Here is an 18,476-nt window from a genome sequence, read left to right as displayed (position 1 = left end):
TCCCCTTTTGGCATAAGTGCTTAGCATTTGCGCCACTTTCGGGAAAGTGCTAAGCCGATCTATCGGCGGCAGGGAGGTTCGCGGCCGGTTTCCGCTCACCTTCCCGCCGTCATTCCCTCTCGTCAGGGCCAGGGAGAACGCCATGTCCGACGCCATTTCGTTTCTCAGTCCCCGCGCCGATGTCTTGGCACGCAGAGCCCAGATCGTTACCGATCTGACCGATCTTCTGCCGCCGGAATGCCTGGTGCATGAGGCGCGCGAGTTGGTGCCGTTCGAGACCGACGCCTTCGTGTCCTACCGCCGCCTGCCGCTCGCCGTTGCCCTGCCGCGCACCACGGCCGAGGTTTCCGCCGTCATGCGCTATTGCCACCGCTACGGCATTCCGGTCGTGCCGCGCGGCGCCGGCACCTCGCTCTCCGGCGGCGCCATTCCGCAGGAAGATGCCGTCGTTCTCGGCCTGTCGAAGATGAACAGCATCCTTGAAATCGATCTGGCGAACCGCGTCGCCTTGGTCCAGGCGGGCGTCACCAATCTCAATATTTCCGAATCCGTTTCCGCGGACGGCTTTTTCTATGCGCCTGACCCGAGTTCGCAGCTTGCCTGCACCATCGGCGGCAATATCGGCATGAATTCCGGCGGTGCCCACTGCCTGAAATATGGCGTCACCACCAACAATCTGCTCGGCGTCAGGATGGTGCTAGTCGATGGCACGGAGATCGAGCTTGGCGGCAAGGCGCTGGATGCGGCAGGCTACGACTTGCTCGGCCTCGTCTGCGGCCATGAAGGCCAGCTCGGCATCGTCACCGAGGCGACAGTGCGGTTGATCGCCAAGCCGGAAGGCGCGCGCCCCGTGCTCTTCGGCTTCGAGAGCTCGGAGGAGGCGGGCGCTTGCGTTGCCGATGTCATCGCCGCCGGCATCATCCCGGTGGCGATCGAATTCATGGACAAGCCGGCGATCGAGATCTGCGAGGCCTTCGCCCATGCCGGATACCCGCTCGATGTCGGCGCGCTTTTGATCGTCGAGGTCGAGGGGTCGGAAGCGGAGATGGACGCCGCGCTGAAGGACATTGTCGAGATCGCCCGCCGGCACGCTGTGAAGACCGTACGCGAATGCCAGTCGGCGACCGAGGCGGCATTGATCTGGAAGGGTCGCAAATCTGCCTTCGGCGCCACCGGCCGCATCGCCGACTATATCTGCATGGACGGCACCGTGCCGCTCAGCCAGCTTTCCTACGTGTTGAAAAGAACCGCCGAGATCGTCGATCATTATGGCCTGCGCGTCGCCAACGTCTTCCATGCCGGTGATGGCAATATGCACCCGTTGATCCTCTTCAACGCTAACGATCCCGAGGATGCCGCCCGCGCCGAGGCGGCCGGCAACGATATCCTGAGGCTCTGCGTCGATGCCGGTGGCTGCCTCACCGGTGAACATGGCGTCGGCATCGAGAAGCGCGATCTCATGCGCCACCAATATTCCGAGACCGACCTCGCCCAGCAGATGGCGGCGCGTGCTGCCTTCGATCCCGGCTGGCTCCTCAACCCGTCGAAGGTCTTCCCGCTCGAAGGGCGCCCCGCCGCATGATTGATCTGATGCCGACGAGCGAGGAAGAGGCAGCGGCGATCGTGCGCGCCCATGCGGAAAGCGGCCGGCCGCTCGCAATCTGCGGCAGCAATACCCGCTCGGGCTTCGGCAATGCGGTTGCCGCCGGGGATCGGCTGCGCTCGATAGGGCTTACCGGCATCGTCGCCTATAATCCCGGCGAAATGGTCATGACCGCCCGATCCGGCACGCCGCTTGCCGAGGTCGAGGCGGCACTTTCGCAGAGCGGCCAGATGCTCGCCTTCGAGCCTATGGATCATCGCCCTGTGATGGGCACATCGGGTGAGCCGACCATCGGCGGCGTCTTTGCCGCCAATGTCTCCGGTCCGCGTCGGCTGATCGCAGGTGCCGCCCGCGACAGCCTGCTCGGTGTGCGCTTCATCAACGGCAAGGGCGAGATCATCAAGGCCGGTGGCCGGGTGATGAAGAATGTCACCGGCCTCGATCTCGTCAAGCTGATTGCCGGCTCGCATGGCACGCTGGGTTTCCTCACCGAAGTCACCTTTCGTGTGCCGCCGCGCCCGAAGACGGAGCGGACGGTGGTGCTATCCGGCCTCAACGACGCCGCGGCGGCAAACGCCATGGCGGCGGCGATGGCTCTGCCGGTAGAAGTCTCAGGCGCCGCCCACCTGCCGCTGACGGTGACGTGGAAATTCCTTGCCGGCAAATTGCCCGAGGGCGAGGCGACCGTTCTGCGCATCGAAGGCCTGCCGGGCTCGGTCGATGTGCGGATCGAAAAGCTTGCCGCAGCAATGGCGGGCTTCGCTACCGTCACGCTACTGGAACAGCCGGAGAGCTCCAGGCTCTGGCAGGAAATCCGTGACGTGCTGCCCTATGCCGACGGCACCGCGCGGCCGGTCTGGCGCGTCTCGGTCGCCCCCGGCACCGGCCATCAGCTGGTCGCAGCCCTCCGCCTTGAGGCCGGTGTCGACGCCTTCTACGACTGGCAGGGCGGCCTCGTCTGGATGCGCATGGAGGCAGGCCCCGAAGCCGAGATAGTCCGTCGCTATATCAAGGCGCTCGGCGGCGGCCACGCAACGCTGATCCGTGCATCGGGTGAGGCGAGGGCGGTCACCGCTGCCTTCCACCCGGAGCCTGAGGCGGTAGCGATGCTGTCGCGGCGGGTGAAGGAGAAGTTTGATCCGGCCGGCATATTCAACCCGGGGAAGATGGGATGAGGGACAAAATGGGTCTGCGTCTGGGTTACCCCCCTCTGTCCTGCCGGGCCCGGCAGGACAGAGGGGGTATTCCAGGCACAACGCCCGACATCCTCCCAAAGCAGAGGTCCCGCTAGGATGCAAACCAACTTCACCCTGACCCAGCTCCTCGATCCCGATGTCGCCGAATCCGAGCAGATTCTGCGCAAATGTGTTCATTGCGGATTCTGCACCGCCACCTGTCCCACCTATGTGACGCTCGGCAATGAGCTGGACAGCCCGCGCGGCCGCATCTACCTGATCAAGGATATGCTGGAAAACGGCCGGCCCGCCGATGCCGAGGTCGTCACCCATATCGACCGCTGTCTCTCCTGCCTTGCCTGCGTCACCACCTGTCCCTCCGGCGTCGATTACATGCATCTGGTCGATCACGCCCGCGCCCATATCGAAAAGACCTACAAACGCCCGTTCATGAACCGGCTGACGCGCGCCATCCTTGCCGCCGTGCTGCCCTATCCCGGCCGTTTCCGTCTGGCGCTCAAACTCGCCCGTCTCGGCCGGCCCTTCGCCAGCCTGATGCGCGGTGGCGCAATGAAACCCTTCGCTGCCATGCTGGCACTTGCACCGCGGTGGATCCCGACCGCTTCGGACTTCGCAAAGCCCGGCACGTATCGGCCCGAGATGGAACGGCGCGGCCGGGTGGCGATCCTTTCCGGCTGTGCTCAGCCGGTGCTCGATCCCGGCATCAACGCGGCGGCGATCCGTCTGTTGACGCGCTTCGGCGTCGAGGTCGTGATGCCGGAAGGCGAGGTCTGCTGCGGCTCGCTGGTCCATCACATGGGCCGCGCCGAACAGGCGCTCGAAAGTGCCCGCGCCAATGTCGATATCTGGACGCGCGAGATCGACGGGCAGGGCCTCGACGCGATCATCATCACCGCTTCGGGCTGCGGCACGACGATCAAGGATTACGGCCACATGCTGCGCCTCGATCCCGCCTATGCCGCAAAGGCGGCCAGGGTCTCGGCGCTGGCCAAGGACGTCACCGAATATCTGGCAACCCTCGACCTGCCGGCGCACACGCCGAAGGGCATCACGGTCGCCTATCATTCCGCCTGCTCCATGCAGCACGGCCAGCGCATCACGTTGGCGCCGAAGCAATTGCTGAAAGCGGCGGGCTTTACGGTACGCGATCCGGCGGAAGGTCATCTCTGCTGCGGTTCCGCCGGCACCTACAACATCATGCAGCCGGAGATCTCGGCCGCGCTGAAGGCGCGCAAGGTCAAGAACATCGAGGCCACCAAGGCCGATATCATCGCCACCGGCAATATCGGCTGCATCACCCAGATCGCCACCGGCACCGGCATGCCGATCCTGCATACGGTCGAGCTTCTCGATTGGGCCTATGGCGGCGCTGTGCCGGAAAAATTAACAGGTTTGCCGTTAGGCTGAGACCTATTGCAGCGCCGCGCATCTTATCGAGAGCCGCAAAGGACGCTGTCTCGGGAGGTTAGGCGATGTGGCGTGGAATGATCGTATTTGCGGGACTGCTCGGTGCGGCAGGCACTGCCCATGCGAATAGTCGTTTTTTCTGTTCCGCCGACGACAAGGAAGCGCGCTTCACGCTGGAAAGCGGTTTCGAAAGCGCCGCCGGCCACAAGCTCAACCATTTCCGCGGCGCGCTGATCGTCAAGGATCCGGCCCAAGAGGCCGTATTCGGAAAACGTGTTTTCGAATCGCAGCACCTGACCAACCATTGGTCGCGTGACGGCGAACTGCTCATGGAAGTCTTCGACGGCGGCGAAGATGACACCGGTGGAGCAACGCTGGATCTGGTGGTTGTCGCCGGCGAGCGCGGCAAGCCGGCAGCAAATTTCAGCGGCAGCTATTCCCTGGCGATCGAAGGCGGTGAAAAACCCTATGCCGTCGAGGGCAAGGTCAGCTGCGGCACGAAATAGCACCGCAGCTGAAATTTATCACCAATGGAATGATACGCCGACATTGACGGCATTGGTGAAGATGTTGGTCTTCAGCCGGTCGCCGCTGTCGATCGGAACGTCGACGCGCGAATAGGTGCCCTTGTATTCGACGAAGGTGGACCAGCGCTCGGTCACCTTGAAGTCGACGCCGGCCTGGGCCTGCAGCGTCACGCCGCCGAATTCATAAGCCCAGGTCTTGCCCTCGGGGCGAATCACTTCGACATGCGGAATGTTTACGCCGACGCCGGCGCCGAGATAGGGCGTCCAGCGGCGGGCCGGATCCTGGAAGCGGTAGAGACCGTTCACGGTGAGCAGGTTCAGGCCGTCGGTGAACTCGAAATGCGACCAGCCGGCCTTGGCGAGCGTATCGTCGTCGGCATAGACCTTGTCATGGGTAAAATCGAGCGAGATGCCCCAGTTCGGCTTGTTGAAGTCCTCGAGCCACCAGGTGACGCGGGCGCCGTAATAAGGCGGGCTGCCGAAGGACTTGCCTTCCCAGCCGGCGGTGAAACTCGTGCCGTCCGAAACGTCGACGCCGCTATGCGGTGCGGTCTGGTAGCCGCCGTAAATGGAGAATTGCAGGTCTTCCGCCGAGGCGGAAACTGCCGAACAGATGGTAAAAAACGCGATGCCCGCAAACAGGGAAGCGGAGGAACGCAGCGCAGATGTCATTGAATAGCCCCGATATAAATATGTCGACTCTTAGGCACATGTGCCAGCTTTTGGCCGCAAAGTCTAAGCAAAACAAAAGGCGCGTCAAATTGCGCCTTTCATTTTTTTGGTAAGTGTTGCTCAGCCGCCGAACATCGTGCGTAGCACGTCGATGCCCCTGTCCTCGAACGCCACCTTGCCCTGCCTGTTGCCGGGGCCGATGACGATCACCTTGGTGCCGACGGAGGCGCGATCGTAAAGATGCATGACGTCGGCGTTCATCATGCGGATGCAGCCGGAAGACATGTTGAGGCCGATCGTCCAAGGCTGGTTGGTGCCGTGGATGCGAAAGATCGTGTCGCGGCCGCCCTGGTAGAGATACATGGCGCGAGCGCCGAGCGGATTGTCCTCACCGCCTTCCTGGAAGGCAGGAATGATATGGCCCTTGGCGGCCTCGCGACGGCGCATCTCGGCCGGCGGCGTCCAGCTCGGCCATTCGGCCTTGCGGCCGATCTTGACGACCCCCGACCAGCCGAAGCCGTCGCGGCCGACTCCGATGCCGTAGCGGGTGGCGCGATTGTTGCCTTCGACGAGGTAGAGATACTTGTTGTTGGTATCGATGATGACGGTGCCGGCGGCCTCCGTCGTCACCAGCCGCACTTTCTTGCGCTTGAACTGCGGCTTCACATATTTCGGCATCTGCGCCACGCGCACGATCTGCGCCGGGCGCCGTGCATTCTCGGAAGCGGAGCCGGCGGGTGCAGCAAAGGCGGATGTGGACATCAAGGACAGGACAAGTCCGGCAGCAGCCAGACCCGACATTAGTTTGATCATGATCGATTCCCCTCAAGCAAATCCGCTCGAAGCTACATGAACTTCTGCCCGATTCAAGATCGGTGTGGCCGGATAAAAGCATTTTTTGGAGAAGGGGAGCCGGATGTTCTTGCGGCTCCTACTGCATAATTTATCCTCAAATCGGAATCGACGTAAGGAAAAATTATGCAGCAATTTAAAGGGTTACAGCGCCCCTTGCGGATCAGAAAAGACGCGCGGCGCTGGAAGTATTGCGCCGCCGTTACATGACGATGACGCGGGTCCCGACATTGACGCGGTCGTAGAGGTCGACGACGTCTTCGTTGCGCAGGCGGATGCAGCCGGAGGAAACGGCGCTGCCGATCGACCAGGGCGCATTGGTGCCGTGGATGCGGTAAAGCGTCGAGCCGAGATACATGGCGCGCGCACCGAGCGGGTTTTCCGCCCCGCCATCCATGCGCGCCGGCAGATAATGGCCCTTGGCGGCTTCGCGGCGGACCATCTCGGAAGGTGGCGTCCAGTCCGGCCATTCGGTCTTGCGGGTGATCTTGTGGACGCCTGCCCATTCGAAGCCCGGCTTGCCGACGCCGACGCCGTAGCGCCGCGCCTTACCGCCTTGCATGACCAGATAAAGGAAGCGGTTGTTGGTATCGATGACGATCGTGCCGGGTCTTTCCGTGGTGTCGTAATCGACCATCTGCGGCAGGTATTGCGGTTCGATCGGACGGCGGATCGACGGGATGCCGGGATTGATCGCCGAAACGGTCTGTGGTGCCGCCTGCGGCGCCTGGCGCAGGACGCGGCGCTGGAAAATGCCGCGCTGCGGCTGCCGGACGACCGGCCGCTGATAGACGACGGGACGAACCCTGCCGCCGCCCAGCTGATTGATCCAGGGCGCGGTCAGATCGGGGCTGAGCACGACGGGCGGGCGGGTGGCGTAGCGGTCGTCTGCAATGGCGGCCGTGGAGAAAATGCCGAACAGGGCTGCGGCAAGAACAAGTTGTTTCATCATCGGACGAACTCTCTACAAATGACCGAAAATGCGCTAGCGGGACATGTCCGCCCGGGCGGAGATATTCCGTCCGGGAAAGACGCTGCCATCTGATCCGCCAGCGAATGGTAAAGATCGATTCATGAAAAGCCGACCGACCGGATAAACTTTTCGTCAGGGTTACCGTTCGGTTTGGAAAGACGGTTTGCAAATGGTAAAGCCGGAATCATGAGCAGAGAACGAAGCGGATCCCCGCAGAATGAAGGATCATGAGCGCGACAGGCATTATCATCGGCGAGGACGGCAGGAGCCGCTGCCACTGGCACGCCAATCTGCCCGATTATCTCCGGTACCATGACGAGGAATGGGGCCGCCCTGTCACCGATGATATCCGCCTCTTCGAGAAGATCTGCCTCGAAGGCTTCCAGTCCGGTCTTTCCTGGCTGACGATCCTGCGCAAACGCGAGAATTTCCGCGCCGCCTTTTCGGGTTTCGATTTCGAGAAGGTCGCTCTGTTCGGCGAAGGCGATGTCGCTCGCTGTCTTACCGATGCCGGCATCATCCGTCATCGCGGCAAGATCGTCTCGACCATCAACAATGCCAAACGCGCAATCGAGCTCAAGGACGAATTCGGCTCGCTCGCCCATTATTTCTGGCGCTACGAGCCTGGTCATAACGAGCGGCCGGCGGTGGTCGACCGCGAGCATATAATCGCCAATCCGACGACGCCGACATCGGTGGTCATTTCGAAGGATCTGAAGAAACGCGGCTGGACCTTTGTCGGCCCGACCACAGTTTATGCTTTCATGCAGGCGATGGGTCTCGTCAACGATCATCTGGAAGGCTGCTTCTGCCGGCCCGAGGTCGAGGCGATGCGCACCGCTCTGGTTCGCCCATGAAAGATCACGCCGTGAGAACACTGATCGCCGCCGCTGCCCTGTTTTTCCTGACCGTCTCCGCCATGGCGCAGACGCCGCAGCTCGATCCCGGCGAGAAGCTGGAGAAGCTGCAATTCCCGGCCGTCACCATGCAGTTGAAGGGCTGGACGAAGTTCGGCAATGGCCATGTCTACACGCTGCCGGTGCGCGCCGGCCAGCACCTGAAAGTCAGCTTTTCGACGAAAAGCAAATTTGCTTTCCTGGCGATTTTCGACCTGTCGAAACCCGATGACGAGGCCTTCTTCGGCACCGACGAGGACGGCATGAGCTTCGAGACGACGGTCAAGGAGAACGCCACCTGGCTGCTGCGTCCCTATTATTCCAAGGTCTCGCCGCGCCGCGGCCTCGGCGCTCCCTTCAGCATCCTGATCGAGCCGCTGGCGGCTGCCCCGCAGCAGCCGAAACCGCCGGCCGAGCCGGAGCGCCCCTCGCTGTTCCCGAAGGCCCCGCCGAAGCCGCAATGAGGCAGAGGTAGCGCCCGGCTTAGAGCAATTCCAGGAAAAGTGCGACGCGGTTTTCCGTCAGGAATTGCGTAAAAACAAAAGGCTAGAGCGGTCCTGCGTTTCCGTTAACAGCTGAACCGCTCTAGCCGAGCCGGTCGATTAGATCGCGCAATTCGCCGAGGTGGTTGATCTTGCGGAAACGCGGGGCCTCTTTCGGCTCGTCCACATGTTCCAGCACCCAGGTCAGTTCGTGCGGCACGAAGACGCCGTAGCTGCCGGCGGCGATTGCCGGCACGATGTCCGATTTCAGCGAATTGCCGACCATCATCGCCCGCTCCGGCCCATCGCCGACCTTGGCGAAGATGCGGCGATAGGTGACCGCCGTCTTCTCGGAGACAATCTCGACGGCATCGAAGAAGTCGCCGAGCCCGGATTGGGCAAGTTTGCGCTCCTGGTCGAAGAGATCGCCCTTGGTGATCATCACAAGCAGGTATTTGCCGGCAAGCGCCTCCAGCGTGTCGCGCACATGCGGCATGGTCTCGACGGGATGGTTGAGAAGATCGCGGCCGGTATCTAGGATCTTGGCGATGACGCTCGCCGGAACCTTGCCCTCGGTGATCTCGATCGCGGTTTCGACCATCGACAACGTGAAGCCCTTGATGCCGAAGCCGTAATGGCGAAGGTTGCGTTTTTCGGCCTCCAGCAGCCGTTCGGAAATCTTCGGTCCTTCGGCGAAATCGGCAAGAAGCCCGGTGAAATGCGCTTCCGTCAGTCGGTAATATTGTTCGTTCTGCCAGAGTGTATCGTCGGCATCGAAGCCGATCGTGGTCAGTGGTCGCGTCGCCATATGCGTACCTCTTGAAATAAGGCCGGTAATCTATCGGCCGCCTGTGTCGAGACAAGGGCATCGCCTTCGCGGCAGGACCGCGTTGAAAAGCTCCGCCGCCGCACTACATCGAATCTGCCTCACCCTGCAGCCAGCCACGGCTGTGCCTGTCACGCGCAGGCCAATAATCAAGAAATGAAGTTCAGCGGTTCGCAAGCCTCTTGCGGCAGACACAAAGGATTTTTTCGACCATGCGTTACAATCAACTCGGAAATACGGGACTTTTCGTCTCGGAAATCTGCCTGGGCACGATGACCTTCGGCGAAGCCAAACAGGGCAGTCTGTGGGGCGCCATCGCCGATGTCGACCAGGATGCCGCCGACCGGATCGTCGAGCGCTCGCTCGGCTCAGGCGTCAATTTCATCGATACGGCCGACGTCTATTCCTCCGGCGAGTCCGAAAGGTTGCTCGGCCAGGCGCTGAAGAACCTCGACGTGCCCCGCAAGGACGTCGTCATCGCCACCAAGGTCTACGGCGTCATGGGCGACAAGCCGAACGACCGCGGCGCCTCGCGCGGTCACATCATGGATTCGGTGGAGGCGAGCCTCAAGCGCCTGCAGACCGATCATATCGACCTCTATCAGATCCACGCGACAGATACGGTGACGCCGATCGAGGAGACGCTGCGCGCTCTCGACGATCTCGTTTCCCGCGGCCTCGTGCGTTATATCGGCGTCTCCAACTGGCAGGCCTGGCGCATTTCCAAGGCGCTCGGCCTCTCCGAACGCCGGGGTTTTGCCCGTTTCGAAACCGTGCAGGCCTATTATTCCATCGCCGGCCGCGATCTCGAACGCGACATCGTGCCGATGATGCAGGAGGAAAAGCTTGGCCTGATGGTCTGGTCGCCGCTCGCCGGCGGTCTGCTCTCCGGCAAGTACGGTCCCGGCGCGCCCGGCAATGGTGAAGGCCGCCGCGCCAGTTTCGATTTCCCGCCCGTCGACAAGGACAAGGCCTGGGCCTGCGTCGCCGTCATGCGCGAAGTCGCCGAAAAACACGGCGTCAGCGTCGCCACCGTGGCGCTCGCCTATATCCTCGCCAAACCTTTCGTCACCACAGTCATCATCGGCGCCAAGCGTGTCGACCAGCTCGACCAGAACCTTGCCGCCGTCAAGCTGAAGCTCGATGAAGACGATATCAAGAAGCTCGACGAGGTGAGCGCGCTTGCGCCCGAATATCCGGGCTGGATGCTGGCACGACAGGGCGCCGGCCGCCGCCCGGCCGATTTCGAGCCGAAGGACTGACCTCGCCAACATAAGTCTTTGGGAACGCCTGACATTTCCGGCGTTCCCCTTTTCATCAATGATCGATTATTTGCCGTGGGTCTTGAGCCAGGCGTTCATCTCGGCGATCTCGGCTTCCTGCGCCTTGATGACGGCTTCGGCGAGCTTGCGGATATCGGGATCTTTTCCGTATTGCAGCTCGATCTTGGCCATATCGATCGCACCCTGATGGTGCGGGATCATGCCGCGGACGAAATCCGCATCGGCATCGCCGCTATACTCGATCATCATATCCTTGTGCATCTTGGCGTTCGCGTCGCTGAAGGCGTGGCTCGCCGCATCGTGGTTGCCCATCGGTTTGCTCATGTCCATCGGCTGGTCTTCGGCAAGGACGGAAGTGGCAATGATGGTGAGCATTGCGGAGAAGGCGATGACTTTCAAAGACATGAGAGTTCCTTCCTCTGTCTGACAATAGGTCTTCCAGGCGGCCGGGCCGCCCATTCTGCATAGATAGGCGTTGTCTCAGGACAGTCGGAGAGGAGGCGGCTGCAGTGTCGGCTTCTCGTCGTCCAGGGCGCGGGCAAGCGCCGGGGCGGGATAGCCGAAAATGGGGTTTCCGCCATCCATGACCGTCACCGTCGCTGGCAGCAGAAGACAGGCGGCGCAAAGCGGCATATGCGCGGCGTTGCCGGCGGCGCAGGGGCCTTTCGAGGGAGCGGTCTTCTCCGCCACCTGGGGCATGTCCATGCCTGCCATCTCATGATGCATGCCGGTTTCGATGGCAGCTGCATTCATCGACGCACAGGTCGGACAACCCGCCCATGCTAACATGGCGCTGTAGACCAGCCAGCCGAGAAACATCGTGACGAGGGCGAGCATGCGCATGTTTTTTTATAGGCGAATGCCTGATGCAAGCCAAGGCGACCGGTGGTCACATCGTGATCACCAAGCAGCCATGACCTTGTGCTCGATCCGATAATCCCGGCTCTCCTCGCCGAGCGGCGCCACAGGCCATGTCCAGGCCGCCTTTGCCGGCGGCGGCAAAACGCCATGCAGCAGGTCGGCCTCCTCATGCGTTTTGCCGTTGCGGTCGATGACGGCATAGGCGATGTCGGTCACCAGGCAGCTGCGGCAGGGAAGGCCCGAAAGCCCGGCAAGATGTGCCGCGATCAGCCTTTCCACCGTGTCTTCAGGCATCCGGTCGGCCTCGGCCTCGTGGCGCCGCTTCACACCGCGACCGATCTGCGACAAGAGGTTGGCGGAAACCACGAAATCGAGATAGGGCACGCCGCGCAGGAAGCCGAGCGGTTCGGGCTCGCGACCGGCGGTAAGGTCGTCATAGCCGGAGAGATCGCGCTCGATCAGCCGGACATTGCGATAGGCTTTGGCCGGCAGCCACAGGCGCACCGAGGCGAGATGAACGAGATCGACCAGCACCACGGTGTCGAAATCTCGCGCCAACACCTCGATCGGCACGTCGCGCAACAGGCCGGAGCCGAGGACGACGGCGGTCCGCTTCTGCCTGAGATCGGCCGTCGCCGCCAGGATCGCCTTCCGGCTCATCTCCTCATGTTCGGCCCAATCCGCCGCACAGCGCCCGGCCCGCGACCAGAGATTGACGGAATAGCGGATGAACTTTCGATGCGGCTTCCCGGTCAGCGGCAGGGTCGCGGCATAAAGAAGCGCCTCAGTGATCATGAGCATATCCGCATTTCTGATGGATGCCTCTTCGTTCAATCGATTCCGCTCTTGAGATCAAGACCCTTCGCCCTTGCCGCTCCCCGCCCAATCCGCTAGGAAACCGCCACTGTCACAGTCAGTGGAATCCCCGGAAATGAACGACAAGCAGAAGAAACCGCAAAAGCTCAAGGCCCGCCTGCCACGCGGCTTCGTCGACCGCACGGCCGCCGACATCCGCGCCGTCAGCGAGATGACGGCAAAGATCCGGGAAGTCTATGAGCATTATGGTTTCGATCCGCTCGAAACGCCGCTGTTCGAATATACCGATGCGCTTGGCAAGTTCCTGCCAGACAGCGATCGGCCGAACGAGGGCGTCTTCTCGCTGCAGGACGATGACGAACAATGGATGTCGCTGCGTTACGATCTGACGGCACCGCTCGCCCGTCATGTTGCCGAGAATTTCAACGAGATCCAGCTGCCTTACCGCACCTATCGCGCCGGCTACGTCTTCCGCAACGAGAAGCCGGGCCCCGGCCGCTTCCGCCAGTTCATGCAGTTCGATGCCGATACCGTCGGTGCGCCCGGCGTCCAGGCCGATGCCGAAATGTGCATGATGATGGCCGATACGCTGGAAGCCCTCGGCATCAAGCGCGGCGACTATGTCATCCGCGTCAACAACCGCAAGGTTCTGGATGGCGTGCTCGAGGCGATCGGTCTCGGCGGCGACGACAAGGCCGGCCAGCGGCTCAACGTGCTGCGCGCCATCGACAAGCTCGACAAGTTCGGCCCGGAAGGTGTGGCGCTGCTGCTCGGTCCAGGCCGCAAGGATGAATCCGGCGACTTCACCAAGGGCGCCGGTCTCGATCAGCCGCAGATCGACAAGGTGCTGTTCTTCGTCGGCATCAAGGACTATGCCGAAAGCGCTCAACGCCTCGCCGAGCTCGTTGCAGGAACCTCCAAAGGTGGCGAAGGCGTCGAGGAGCTGAATTTCATCGGGGCTCTCGTCGCGAGCGCCGGCTACCGGTCCGACCGCATCAAGATCGACCCCTCCGTCGTCCGCGGCCTCGAATATTATACCGGCCCGGTCTACGAGGCCGAACTGACCTTCGACGTCACCAACGAAAAGGGCGAGAAGGTCGTCTTCGGTTCGGTCGGCGGCGGCGGCCGTTATGATGGCCTCGTCTCCCGCTTCATGGGCCAGCCGGTTCCGGCGACCGGCTTTTCGATCGGCGTCTCCAGGCTGATGACGGCGCTGAAGAACCTCGGCAAGCTCGGAGCCAGCGAGGTCATCGAGCCAGTGCTGGTGACCGTCATGGACGGCGATGTCGAGGCGATGGGCCGTTATCAAAGGATGACGCAGGAACTGCGCGCCGCCGGCATCCGCGCCGAGATGTTCCAGGGCAACTGGAAAAAGTTCGGCAACCAGCTGAAATATGCCGATCGCCGCGGCTGCCCCGTCGCCATCATCCAGGGCGGCGACGAGCGCGCCGAAGGCGTCGTGCAGATCAAGGATCTGATCGAAGGCAAGCGGCTCTCCGGCGAGATCGAAGACAATGCCAGCTGGCGTGAGGCCCGTGTGGCGCAGGAAACGGCACCGGAAGCCGACCTCGTCGCCAAGGTGAAGGAGATCCTTGCTGCGCAGGCCGAGGATCGGAAGCGAGCGTCGAATGTTTGAGGCGCACCCCCCTCTGCCCTGCCCGGCATCTCCCCCACAAGGGGGGAGATCGGATAGGAGTGGCCTCTTGCCCCAATCAAACACCTTTGGAGGCCGAAGCCACTTGGCGCACGCTCAATATTTGGGGAAGCTGGAGCGCCCAGCTGATCTCCCCCCTTGTGGGGGACATGCCCGGCAGGGCAGAGGGGGTTATTTTCCGGCGCGCCCGTCGCCTATTATTCGGAGCGCCCCATGCCTCTGATCAACCTCCCCGAATTTGCCAACGACCTGCTTACCGAATTCGTCGAACGCAATGCCGAGCGCATCGACACGCCTGTCATTCAGCCGGCCGAACCTTTCCTGGATATCGCCGGTGAGGATCTGCGTCGTCGCATCTTCATGACGGAGAGCGAAACCGGCGCCAGCCTTTGCCTGCGTCCCGAATTCACCATCCCCGTCTGTCTGCGCCACATCGAGACGGCGACCGGCACGCCGAAGCGTTACGCCTATCTCGGCGAGGTTTTCCGCCAGCGTCGCGACGGCGCCAACGAATTCTATCAGGCCGGCATCGAGGATCTTGGCGATATCGACCTGTCAAACGCCGACGCCCGCGCCATCGGCGATGCCACCGGCATTCTCGCCCGCCTGCTGCCGGGCCGGCGCTTAGCCGTGACATTGGGCGACCAGGCGGTGTTCGAGGCTGTCGTCCAGGCGCTTGGCCTGCCGCTCGGCTGGCAGAAGCGCCTGATCCACGCCTTCGGCAATATGACGCAGCTGGAAGCACTGCTTGCCAGCCTTGTCAGCCCGCAATTCGTCACCGGGCTGGACGACGATATCGCCAGGCTCGTCGCATCAGGCGACGAGCAGGCGCTGGTCGCCTATCTCGAGCGGGAGATGCAGAAGACCGGCTACTCGACGAATGCCGGCCGCTCGGCCCTGGAGATCGCCCGAAGGCTCAAGGAAAAGCTCATCCTGTCCGAAACGCGCCTCGACGATGCGGCCTTCCATGTGCTGGAAGAGTTCCTGTCGCTCGACGTGCCGCTCGTCAATGCTTCCGCGGCCCTTTCCGGTTTCGCTGATGCTGCCGGCCTGAAACTCGGCAACGCGCTCGCCCGCTTCAATGGCCGCGTTGCAGCACTTTCCAATGCCGGCGTCGATCTTTCCTGCCTCGACTACCGCGCCGCCTTCGGGCGGCCGCTCGACTACTACACCGGCCTCGTCTTCGAGGTGACGGTGGAAGGTTCGACCGCGGTGCTCGCCGGCGGCGGCCGCTTTGACCGGCTCCTGACCTTCCTCGGTGCGACGGACCGCATCCCGGCCGTCGGCTTCTCCTTCTGGCTCGACCGCATCGAAACCGAAAGGGCAGCCGTATGACCATCACCATTGCGCTTCCCTCCAAGGGCCGGATGAAGGAAGACGCTTCGGCGATCTTCGAACGTGCCGGCATGACGATCTCGGCTGTTGGTAACGACCGCTCCTATCGCGGCCGCGTCGAAGGCTGGGATGACGTGGAAATCGCCTTCCTCTCGGCTTCCGAAATCTCCCGCGAAATCGGCAACGGCACCGTCGATTTCGGTGTCACCGGCGAGGATCTGATGCGGGAGGGTTTTGCCGAAGTCGACAAGCGCGTCGAATTCTGCGCCCGCCTCGGCTTCGGCCATGCCGATGTCGTCGTTGCCGTGCCGGAGATCTGGCTCGATGTCGACACCATGGCCGATCTCGTCGATGTCGCCGCCGATTTTCGCGCCCGCCACGGCCGGCGCCTTGCCATCGCCACCAAATACTGGCGGCTGACCCAGCAGTTCTTTTCGAGCCAGCACGGCATCCAGCTTTATCGCATCGTCGAAAGCCTGGGCGCCACCGAAGGCGCTCCCGCCTCCGGCTCGGCCGATATCATCGTCGATATCACCTCCACCGGCTCGACGCTGCGCGCCAACCACCTGAAGGTGCTCCAGGACGGCATCATCCTGCACTCGCAGGCCTGCCTCGTGCGCGCCCGCAAGGAAAGCCATACGGACGAGCCGGCTGTGCAGGCGATCATCGAAGCTGTGCGCACCGCCCTCTGAAATTGGCTGTCATGACACAATAAAAACCCGCCGTCGGATGACGGCGGGTTCGGTATGTCTGGGAGGATGTCTGCTGGTGTTACGCAGCCGCATAGGCGCCGCGGCGGGCGTCTAGCGAGTAGGCGCCTGCGCCATTGGTTGCGAGCATGATATAGGCGCCGGCGAGCGTGATGTTCTTCATGAGATTGACGAAGTTCAGGCCGTTGAGCCAGGCGTTGGCAGCGGCCGGGAAATCAGGAACGTTGATCGGCGAGAAGTGGAAGACGAAGCCGGTGAACACGCAGAAAACGGCGAGCAGCCAGCCGACGATGCGGACCTGGAAGCCGACCAGCACGGCAATGCCTGCTGCGAGTTCGAACAGGCCGGCGAGATAGGTGAGCGCGGTGGAAGCCGGAAGGCCGGCGCCGGCGATCATGCCGGCGGTCGATGCCGGATCGGTCACCTTGCCGAAGCCGGCGAAGATGAACATGAAGGAAAGCAGGATACGGGCAATCAGGATGATGACGTTGTTCGACATGGACGTTGTCTCCGTTTCAAGGACTTTGGAGATCTTGGTGCCCCAGCACCGGTTCGACCTCGGATGTCTCTATGTCGCTCTTTTCTCCTGTTGTGGAAAGATAAACGGAATGGGACACTTCGTTCACTAATATCGAACGATGCCTTTGCCTCTGCAGCCGCTTGCCTTTGCCAAGTCCGGTCTTTTATGGTCGGCGCCCAACATGGAGAATCCGATGGCAGATCTTTCCGCATTTCCGATCACGACGCGCTGGCCGGCGAAAAATCCCGACATCATCCAGCTCTATTCGCTGCAGACGCCGAATGGGGTGAAGGTCTCCGTCGCCCTCGAAGAGCTCGGCCTCGCCTATGAGCCGCATTATATTTCCTTCGCTGCCAACGAGCAGAAGTCGCCGGAATTCGAATCTCTCAACCCGAACGGCCGTATTCCGGCGATCATCGATCCGAACGGTCCGGATGGGAAACCGATCGGCCTTTTTGAATCCGGCGCCATCCTGCTTTATCTCGCGGAAAAAACCGGCAAGCTCATCCCTGCTGATGCCGCTGGCCGCTACGAAACCATCCAGTGGGTGTTTTTCCAGATGGCGGGTATCGGCCCAATGTTCGGCCAGTTCGGACATTTCCACAAATTCGCCGCCGACAAGGTCGCCAACAACGCCTACCCGGTAGAGCGCTATCGCGATGAATCCAAACGGCTGCTCGGCGTGCTCGAGGGCCGGCTGAAGGGTCGTCAATGGATCATGGGCGATCTCTATACGATCGCCGACATCACCACCTTCACCTGGGTTCGCGGCGCCGACATCTTCTATGGCGGCCGCGAGACGCTCGAATACGCGAAATTCCCCGCCGTCTCGGATTGGCTGGAGCGCTGCATCGCCCGTCCGGCAAGTGCCAGAGGCCTCAATATACCCGTCAAGCCGGAGTAACGGACAGATCGCTGGAAAGTAGAAAGCCGCCCTTGATGCGGCTTCAGACTGCCGGCAAAGTTGGTCAACTCCTTTTTCGTCATGCTCGGGCTTGTCCCGAGCATCTGCAGCCGGTGCATCAGATCCTCGGCACAAGGCCGAGGATGACGCCGAGTAAAGAGCGAGGTTTGTCAGCCGCCTAAGACTGCCTTCGAGGCTGGCCTTTATCTTGATTCTTCAGCCTTGTCGCCGGCTTGAGATCTGCTTTGCGCCTTCCAGCTTAAAGCGCGGAAAGATGAAGACGCCGACCATGCTGCCGCTGAATTTTTCTTCCAGACCGTTGGACTCGCCCATGCAGAAGAGCGGCTGGCGAAAGCCGTTCGGCATGATGATCGTCGTCGAAAAACAGAAAGAGGAGCAGAGCGTTGCCGCCTGCTCGAACAGCTCCAATATGTGGCTGCGGTCCTTGGCATCATAGCAGCGGATCAGGCTCAGCAATCCGCATTCCTGTGCGGCGAGGCCGTGCAGCATCGCGCTCCACTCGCCGAGACGGAGCATGCCGCTCGAAAAATCTCCGGTCCAGGCTTCGGAAACGGAAAACTGCGCCAACATCTCGTGATTTTGATTGGCGTCATCAAACGAGCCGGGTGTCAAAGGGACGGCTGCATTGGCTCTGGCGATCTTAAACAAGGCGTTCCCCCGTTCGGATGCGGCTCCCGCCGCACGCTCGGCAAACACAAAGAAACAGGATCACGCAGCAGCGGGCATGATGCCCGCGCTTCATCCGGCGATTATTGCCACGGCCACCTCGCCTCCGTAAGCGGAGCCCCTCGAGCCGAACGTTCACGTATCGCCTTCCGCGCTCCGGCCTCGTCTATTGGCGAAAAATTATCGCCGGGGCGCGCTTTAATTGCAGCGCGGATTTATAGGGGCTTTTGAACAAACGGCAACGGCTTTTTAAGGGGTATTCGGATCGGCCT

20 protein-coding genes are annotated in these 18,476 nt (G+C 62.0%); 11 read left to right on the top strand and 9 right to left on the bottom strand.

Annotated elements, in window-relative coordinates:
- Window positions 1-142: 142 nt before the first annotated feature.
- The 4 genes from G9X64_RS24090 to G9X64_RS24075 all read left to right on the top strand — a co-directional run bounded on the left by G9X64_RS24090 (window position 143) and on the right by G9X64_RS24075 (window position 4,712).
- Complete coding sequence (locus G9X64_RS24090; RefSeq protein WP_168311456.1) at window positions 143-1,582, top strand: FAD-linked oxidase C-terminal domain-containing protein; 1,440 nt, start codon at window positions 143-145, stop codon at window positions 1,580-1,582.
- Window positions 1,579-2,778, top strand: coding sequence for a glycolate oxidase subunit GlcE (gene glcE / locus G9X64_RS24085; protein ID WP_171377486.1), 1,200 nt, complete (start codon window positions 1,579-1,581; stop codon window positions 2,776-2,778). The genes G9X64_RS24090 and glcE overlap by 4 nt, the downstream gene beginning before the upstream one ends.
- Before the next feature lie 117 nt (window positions 2,779-2,895).
- Window positions 2,896-4,206, top strand: a complete 1,311-nt coding sequence (gene glcF, locus G9X64_RS24080) for a glycolate oxidase subunit GlcF (protein WP_171377485.1) — start codon at window positions 2,896-2,898, stop codon at window positions 4,204-4,206.
- Window positions 4,207-4,271: 65 nt separating this feature from the next.
- On the top strand, window positions 4,272-4,712 hold the full coding sequence (locus G9X64_RS24075) for a hypothetical protein (protein ID WP_171377484.1): 441 nt from the start codon (window positions 4,272-4,274) through the stop codon (window positions 4,710-4,712).
- Between the two features lie 18 nt (window positions 4,713-4,730).
- Here the strand turns inward: G9X64_RS24075 and G9X64_RS24070 are convergent, their stop codons facing one another.
- From G9X64_RS24070 to G9X64_RS24060, 3 genes are all read right to left on the bottom strand, one after another.
- Complete coding sequence (locus G9X64_RS24070) at window positions 4,731-5,405, bottom strand: outer membrane protein (RefSeq protein WP_171377483.1); 675 nt, start codon at window positions 5,403-5,405, stop codon at window positions 4,731-4,733.
- Window positions 5,406-5,525: 120 nt separating this feature from the next.
- On the bottom strand, window positions 5,526-6,218 hold the full coding sequence (locus G9X64_RS24065) for a L,D-transpeptidase (RefSeq protein WP_168317467.1): 693 nt from the start codon (window positions 6,216-6,218) through the stop codon (window positions 5,526-5,528).
- A 241-nt stretch (window positions 6,219-6,459) separates the two neighbouring features.
- Window positions 6,460-7,209, bottom strand: a complete 750-nt coding sequence (locus G9X64_RS24060) for a L,D-transpeptidase (protein ID WP_171377482.1) — start codon at window positions 7,207-7,209, stop codon at window positions 6,460-6,462.
- A gap of 248 nt (window positions 7,210-7,457) precedes the next feature.
- Between G9X64_RS24060 and G9X64_RS24055 the strand changes: the two genes are divergently transcribed.
- Both G9X64_RS24055 and G9X64_RS24050 read left to right on the top strand, forming a co-directional pair.
- Window positions 7,458-8,087 carry a DNA-3-methyladenine glycosylase I gene (locus G9X64_RS24055; protein WP_171377481.1) on the top strand — a complete coding sequence of 210 codons (630 nt, stop codon included), beginning with the start codon at window positions 7,458-7,460 and terminating at the stop codon, window positions 8,085-8,087.
- Complete coding sequence (locus G9X64_RS24050; RefSeq protein WP_168317469.1) at window positions 8,084-8,590, top strand: hypothetical protein; 507 nt, start codon at window positions 8,084-8,086, stop codon at window positions 8,588-8,590. The genes G9X64_RS24055 and G9X64_RS24050 overlap by 4 nt, the downstream gene beginning before the upstream one ends.
- 121 nt (window positions 8,591-8,711) lie before the next feature.
- Here G9X64_RS24050 and G9X64_RS24045 read toward each other — a convergent pair whose 3' ends face one another.
- Window positions 8,712-9,416: an HAD family hydrolase gene (locus tag G9X64_RS24045; protein ID WP_168311448.1), complete on the bottom strand. Its 705-nt coding sequence runs from the start codon at window positions 9,414-9,416 to the stop codon at window positions 8,712-8,714.
- Between the two features lie 230 nt (window positions 9,417-9,646).
- On the opposite strand from G9X64_RS24045, the gene G9X64_RS24040 reads away from it, so the two are divergent.
- On the top strand, window positions 9,647-10,696 hold the full coding sequence (locus G9X64_RS24040) for an aldo/keto reductase (RefSeq protein WP_171377480.1): 1,050 nt from the start codon (window positions 9,647-9,649) through the stop codon (window positions 10,694-10,696).
- Window positions 10,697-10,762: 66 nt separating this feature from the next.
- Here G9X64_RS24040 and copM read toward each other — a convergent pair whose 3' ends face one another.
- From copM to G9X64_RS24025, 3 genes are all read right to left on the bottom strand, one after another.
- On the bottom strand, window positions 10,763-11,122 hold the full coding sequence (gene copM, locus G9X64_RS24035) for a CopM family metallochaperone (RefSeq protein ID WP_171377479.1): 360 nt from the start codon (window positions 11,120-11,122) through the stop codon (window positions 10,763-10,765).
- 75 nt (window positions 11,123-11,197) lie between these two features.
- The gene (locus G9X64_RS24030) at window positions 11,198-11,560 is read right to left on the bottom strand and encodes a hypothetical protein (RefSeq protein ID WP_171377478.1); all 363 of its coding nucleotides are present in this window, start codon (window positions 11,558-11,560) and stop codon (window positions 11,198-11,200) included.
- A gap of 57 nt (window positions 11,561-11,617) precedes the next feature.
- Entirely contained in the window at window positions 11,618-12,379 is a 762-nt protein-coding gene (locus G9X64_RS24025; protein WP_171377477.1) for a hypothetical protein, read from the bottom strand.
- A 130-nt stretch (window positions 12,380-12,509) separates the two neighbouring features.
- Here G9X64_RS24025 and hisS point away from each other — a divergent pair, with 130 nt between their 5' ends.
- The 3 genes from hisS (at window position 12,510) to hisG (ending at window position 16,075) form a co-directional block, all read left to right on the top strand.
- Complete coding sequence (hisS, locus tag G9X64_RS24020) at window positions 12,510-14,030, top strand: histidine--tRNA ligase (RefSeq protein ID WP_171377476.1); 1,521 nt, start codon at window positions 12,510-12,512, stop codon at window positions 14,028-14,030.
- 231 nt (window positions 14,031-14,261) lie between these two features.
- Window positions 14,262-15,383: an ATP phosphoribosyltransferase regulatory subunit gene (locus G9X64_RS24015; protein ID WP_171377475.1), complete on the top strand. Its 1,122-nt coding sequence runs from the start codon at window positions 14,262-14,264 to the stop codon at window positions 15,381-15,383.
- Complete coding sequence (gene hisG / locus G9X64_RS24010) at window positions 15,380-16,075, top strand: ATP phosphoribosyltransferase (protein ID WP_171377474.1); 696 nt, start codon at window positions 15,380-15,382, stop codon at window positions 16,073-16,075. The genes G9X64_RS24015 and hisG overlap by 4 nt, the downstream gene beginning before the upstream one ends.
- Before the next feature lie 79 nt (window positions 16,076-16,154).
- Here the strand turns inward: hisG and G9X64_RS24005 are convergent, their stop codons facing one another.
- Window positions 16,155-16,592 (bottom strand): DoxX family protein, encoded by a 438-nt coding sequence (locus G9X64_RS24005; RefSeq protein ID WP_168311440.1) that lies wholly within the window; start codon window positions 16,590-16,592, stop codon window positions 16,155-16,157.
- Between the two features lie 214 nt (window positions 16,593-16,806).
- On the opposite strand from G9X64_RS24005, the gene G9X64_RS24000 reads away from it, so the two are divergent.
- Window positions 16,807-17,517 carry a glutathione binding-like protein gene (locus G9X64_RS24000; protein ID WP_171377473.1) on the top strand — a complete coding sequence of 237 codons (711 nt, stop codon included), beginning with the start codon at window positions 16,807-16,809 and terminating at the stop codon, window positions 17,515-17,517.
- A gap of 216 nt (window positions 17,518-17,733) precedes the next feature.
- Here the strand turns inward: G9X64_RS24000 and G9X64_RS23995 are convergent, their stop codons facing one another.
- On the bottom strand, window positions 17,734-18,186 hold the full coding sequence (locus tag G9X64_RS23995; protein ID WP_171377472.1) for a hypothetical protein: 453 nt from the start codon (window positions 18,184-18,186) through the stop codon (window positions 17,734-17,736).
- Window positions 18,187-18,476 lie beyond the last annotated feature (290 nt).

This window comes from Rhizobium sophorae (assembly GCF_013087515.1).
Classification (GTDB): domain Bacteria; phylum Pseudomonadota; class Alphaproteobacteria; order Rhizobiales; family Rhizobiaceae; genus Rhizobium; species Rhizobium sophorae.
Note: the sequence above shows the minus strand (reverse complement) of the source record. Positions and strands in the feature narration are given on the sequence as shown.

What these genes read in the sequence shown, in the direction of transcription:
- G9X64_RS24090 (WP_168311456.1), top strand. Translation starts at nt 143, where the DNA reads ATGTCCGACGCCATTTCGTTTCTCAGTCCCCGCGCCGATGTCTTGGCA.
- glcE (WP_171377486.1), top strand. Translation starts at nt 1,579, where the DNA reads ATGATTGATCTGATGCCGACGAGCGAGGAAGAGGCAGCGGCGATCGTG.
- glcF (WP_171377485.1), top strand. Translation starts at nt 2,896, where the DNA reads ATGCAAACCAACTTCACCCTGACCCAGCTCCTCGATCCCGATGTCGCC.
- G9X64_RS24075 (WP_171377484.1), top strand. Translation starts at nt 4,272, where the DNA reads ATGTGGCGTGGAATGATCGTATTTGCGGGACTGCTCGGTGCGGCAGGC.
- G9X64_RS24070 (WP_171377483.1), bottom strand. Translation starts at nt 5,405, where the DNA reads ATGACATCTGCGCTGCGTTCCTCCGCTTCCCTGTTTGCGGGCATCGCG.
- G9X64_RS24065 (WP_168317467.1), bottom strand. Translation starts at nt 6,218, where the DNA reads ATGATCAAACTAATGTCGGGTCTGGCTGCTGCCGGACTTGTCCTGTCC.
- G9X64_RS24060 (WP_171377482.1), bottom strand. Translation starts at nt 7,209, where the DNA reads ATGATGAAACAACTTGTTCTTGCCGCAGCCCTGTTCGGCATTTTCTCC.
- G9X64_RS24055 (WP_171377481.1), top strand. Translation starts at nt 7,458, where the DNA reads ATGAGCGCGACAGGCATTATCATCGGCGAGGACGGCAGGAGCCGCTGC.
- G9X64_RS24050 (WP_168317469.1), top strand. Translation starts at nt 8,084, where the DNA reads ATGAAAGATCACGCCGTGAGAACACTGATCGCCGCCGCTGCCCTGTTT.
- G9X64_RS24045 (WP_168311448.1), bottom strand. Translation starts at nt 9,416, where the DNA reads ATGGCGACGCGACCACTGACCACGATCGGCTTCGATGCCGACGATACA.
- G9X64_RS24040 (WP_171377480.1), top strand. Translation starts at nt 9,647, where the DNA reads ATGCGTTACAATCAACTCGGAAATACGGGACTTTTCGTCTCGGAAATC.
- copM (WP_171377479.1), bottom strand. Translation starts at nt 11,122, where the DNA reads ATGTCTTTGAAAGTCATCGCCTTCTCCGCAATGCTCACCATCATTGCC.
- G9X64_RS24030 (WP_171377478.1), bottom strand. Translation starts at nt 11,560, where the DNA reads ATGCGCATGCTCGCCCTCGTCACGATGTTTCTCGGCTGGCTGGTCTAC.
- G9X64_RS24025 (WP_171377477.1), bottom strand. Translation starts at nt 12,379, where the DNA reads ATGCTCATGATCACTGAGGCGCTTCTTTATGCCGCGACCCTGCCGCTG.
- hisS (WP_171377476.1), top strand. Translation starts at nt 12,510, where the DNA reads ATGAACGACAAGCAGAAGAAACCGCAAAAGCTCAAGGCCCGCCTGCCA.
- G9X64_RS24015 (WP_171377475.1), top strand. Translation starts at nt 14,262, where the DNA reads ATGCCTCTGATCAACCTCCCCGAATTTGCCAACGACCTGCTTACCGAA.
- hisG (WP_171377474.1), top strand. Translation starts at nt 15,380, where the DNA reads ATGACCATCACCATTGCGCTTCCCTCCAAGGGCCGGATGAAGGAAGAC.
- G9X64_RS24005 (WP_168311440.1), bottom strand. Translation starts at nt 16,592, where the DNA reads ATGTCGAACAACGTCATCATCCTGATTGCCCGTATCCTGCTTTCCTTC.
- G9X64_RS24000 (WP_171377473.1), top strand. Translation starts at nt 16,807, where the DNA reads ATGGCAGATCTTTCCGCATTTCCGATCACGACGCGCTGGCCGGCGAAA.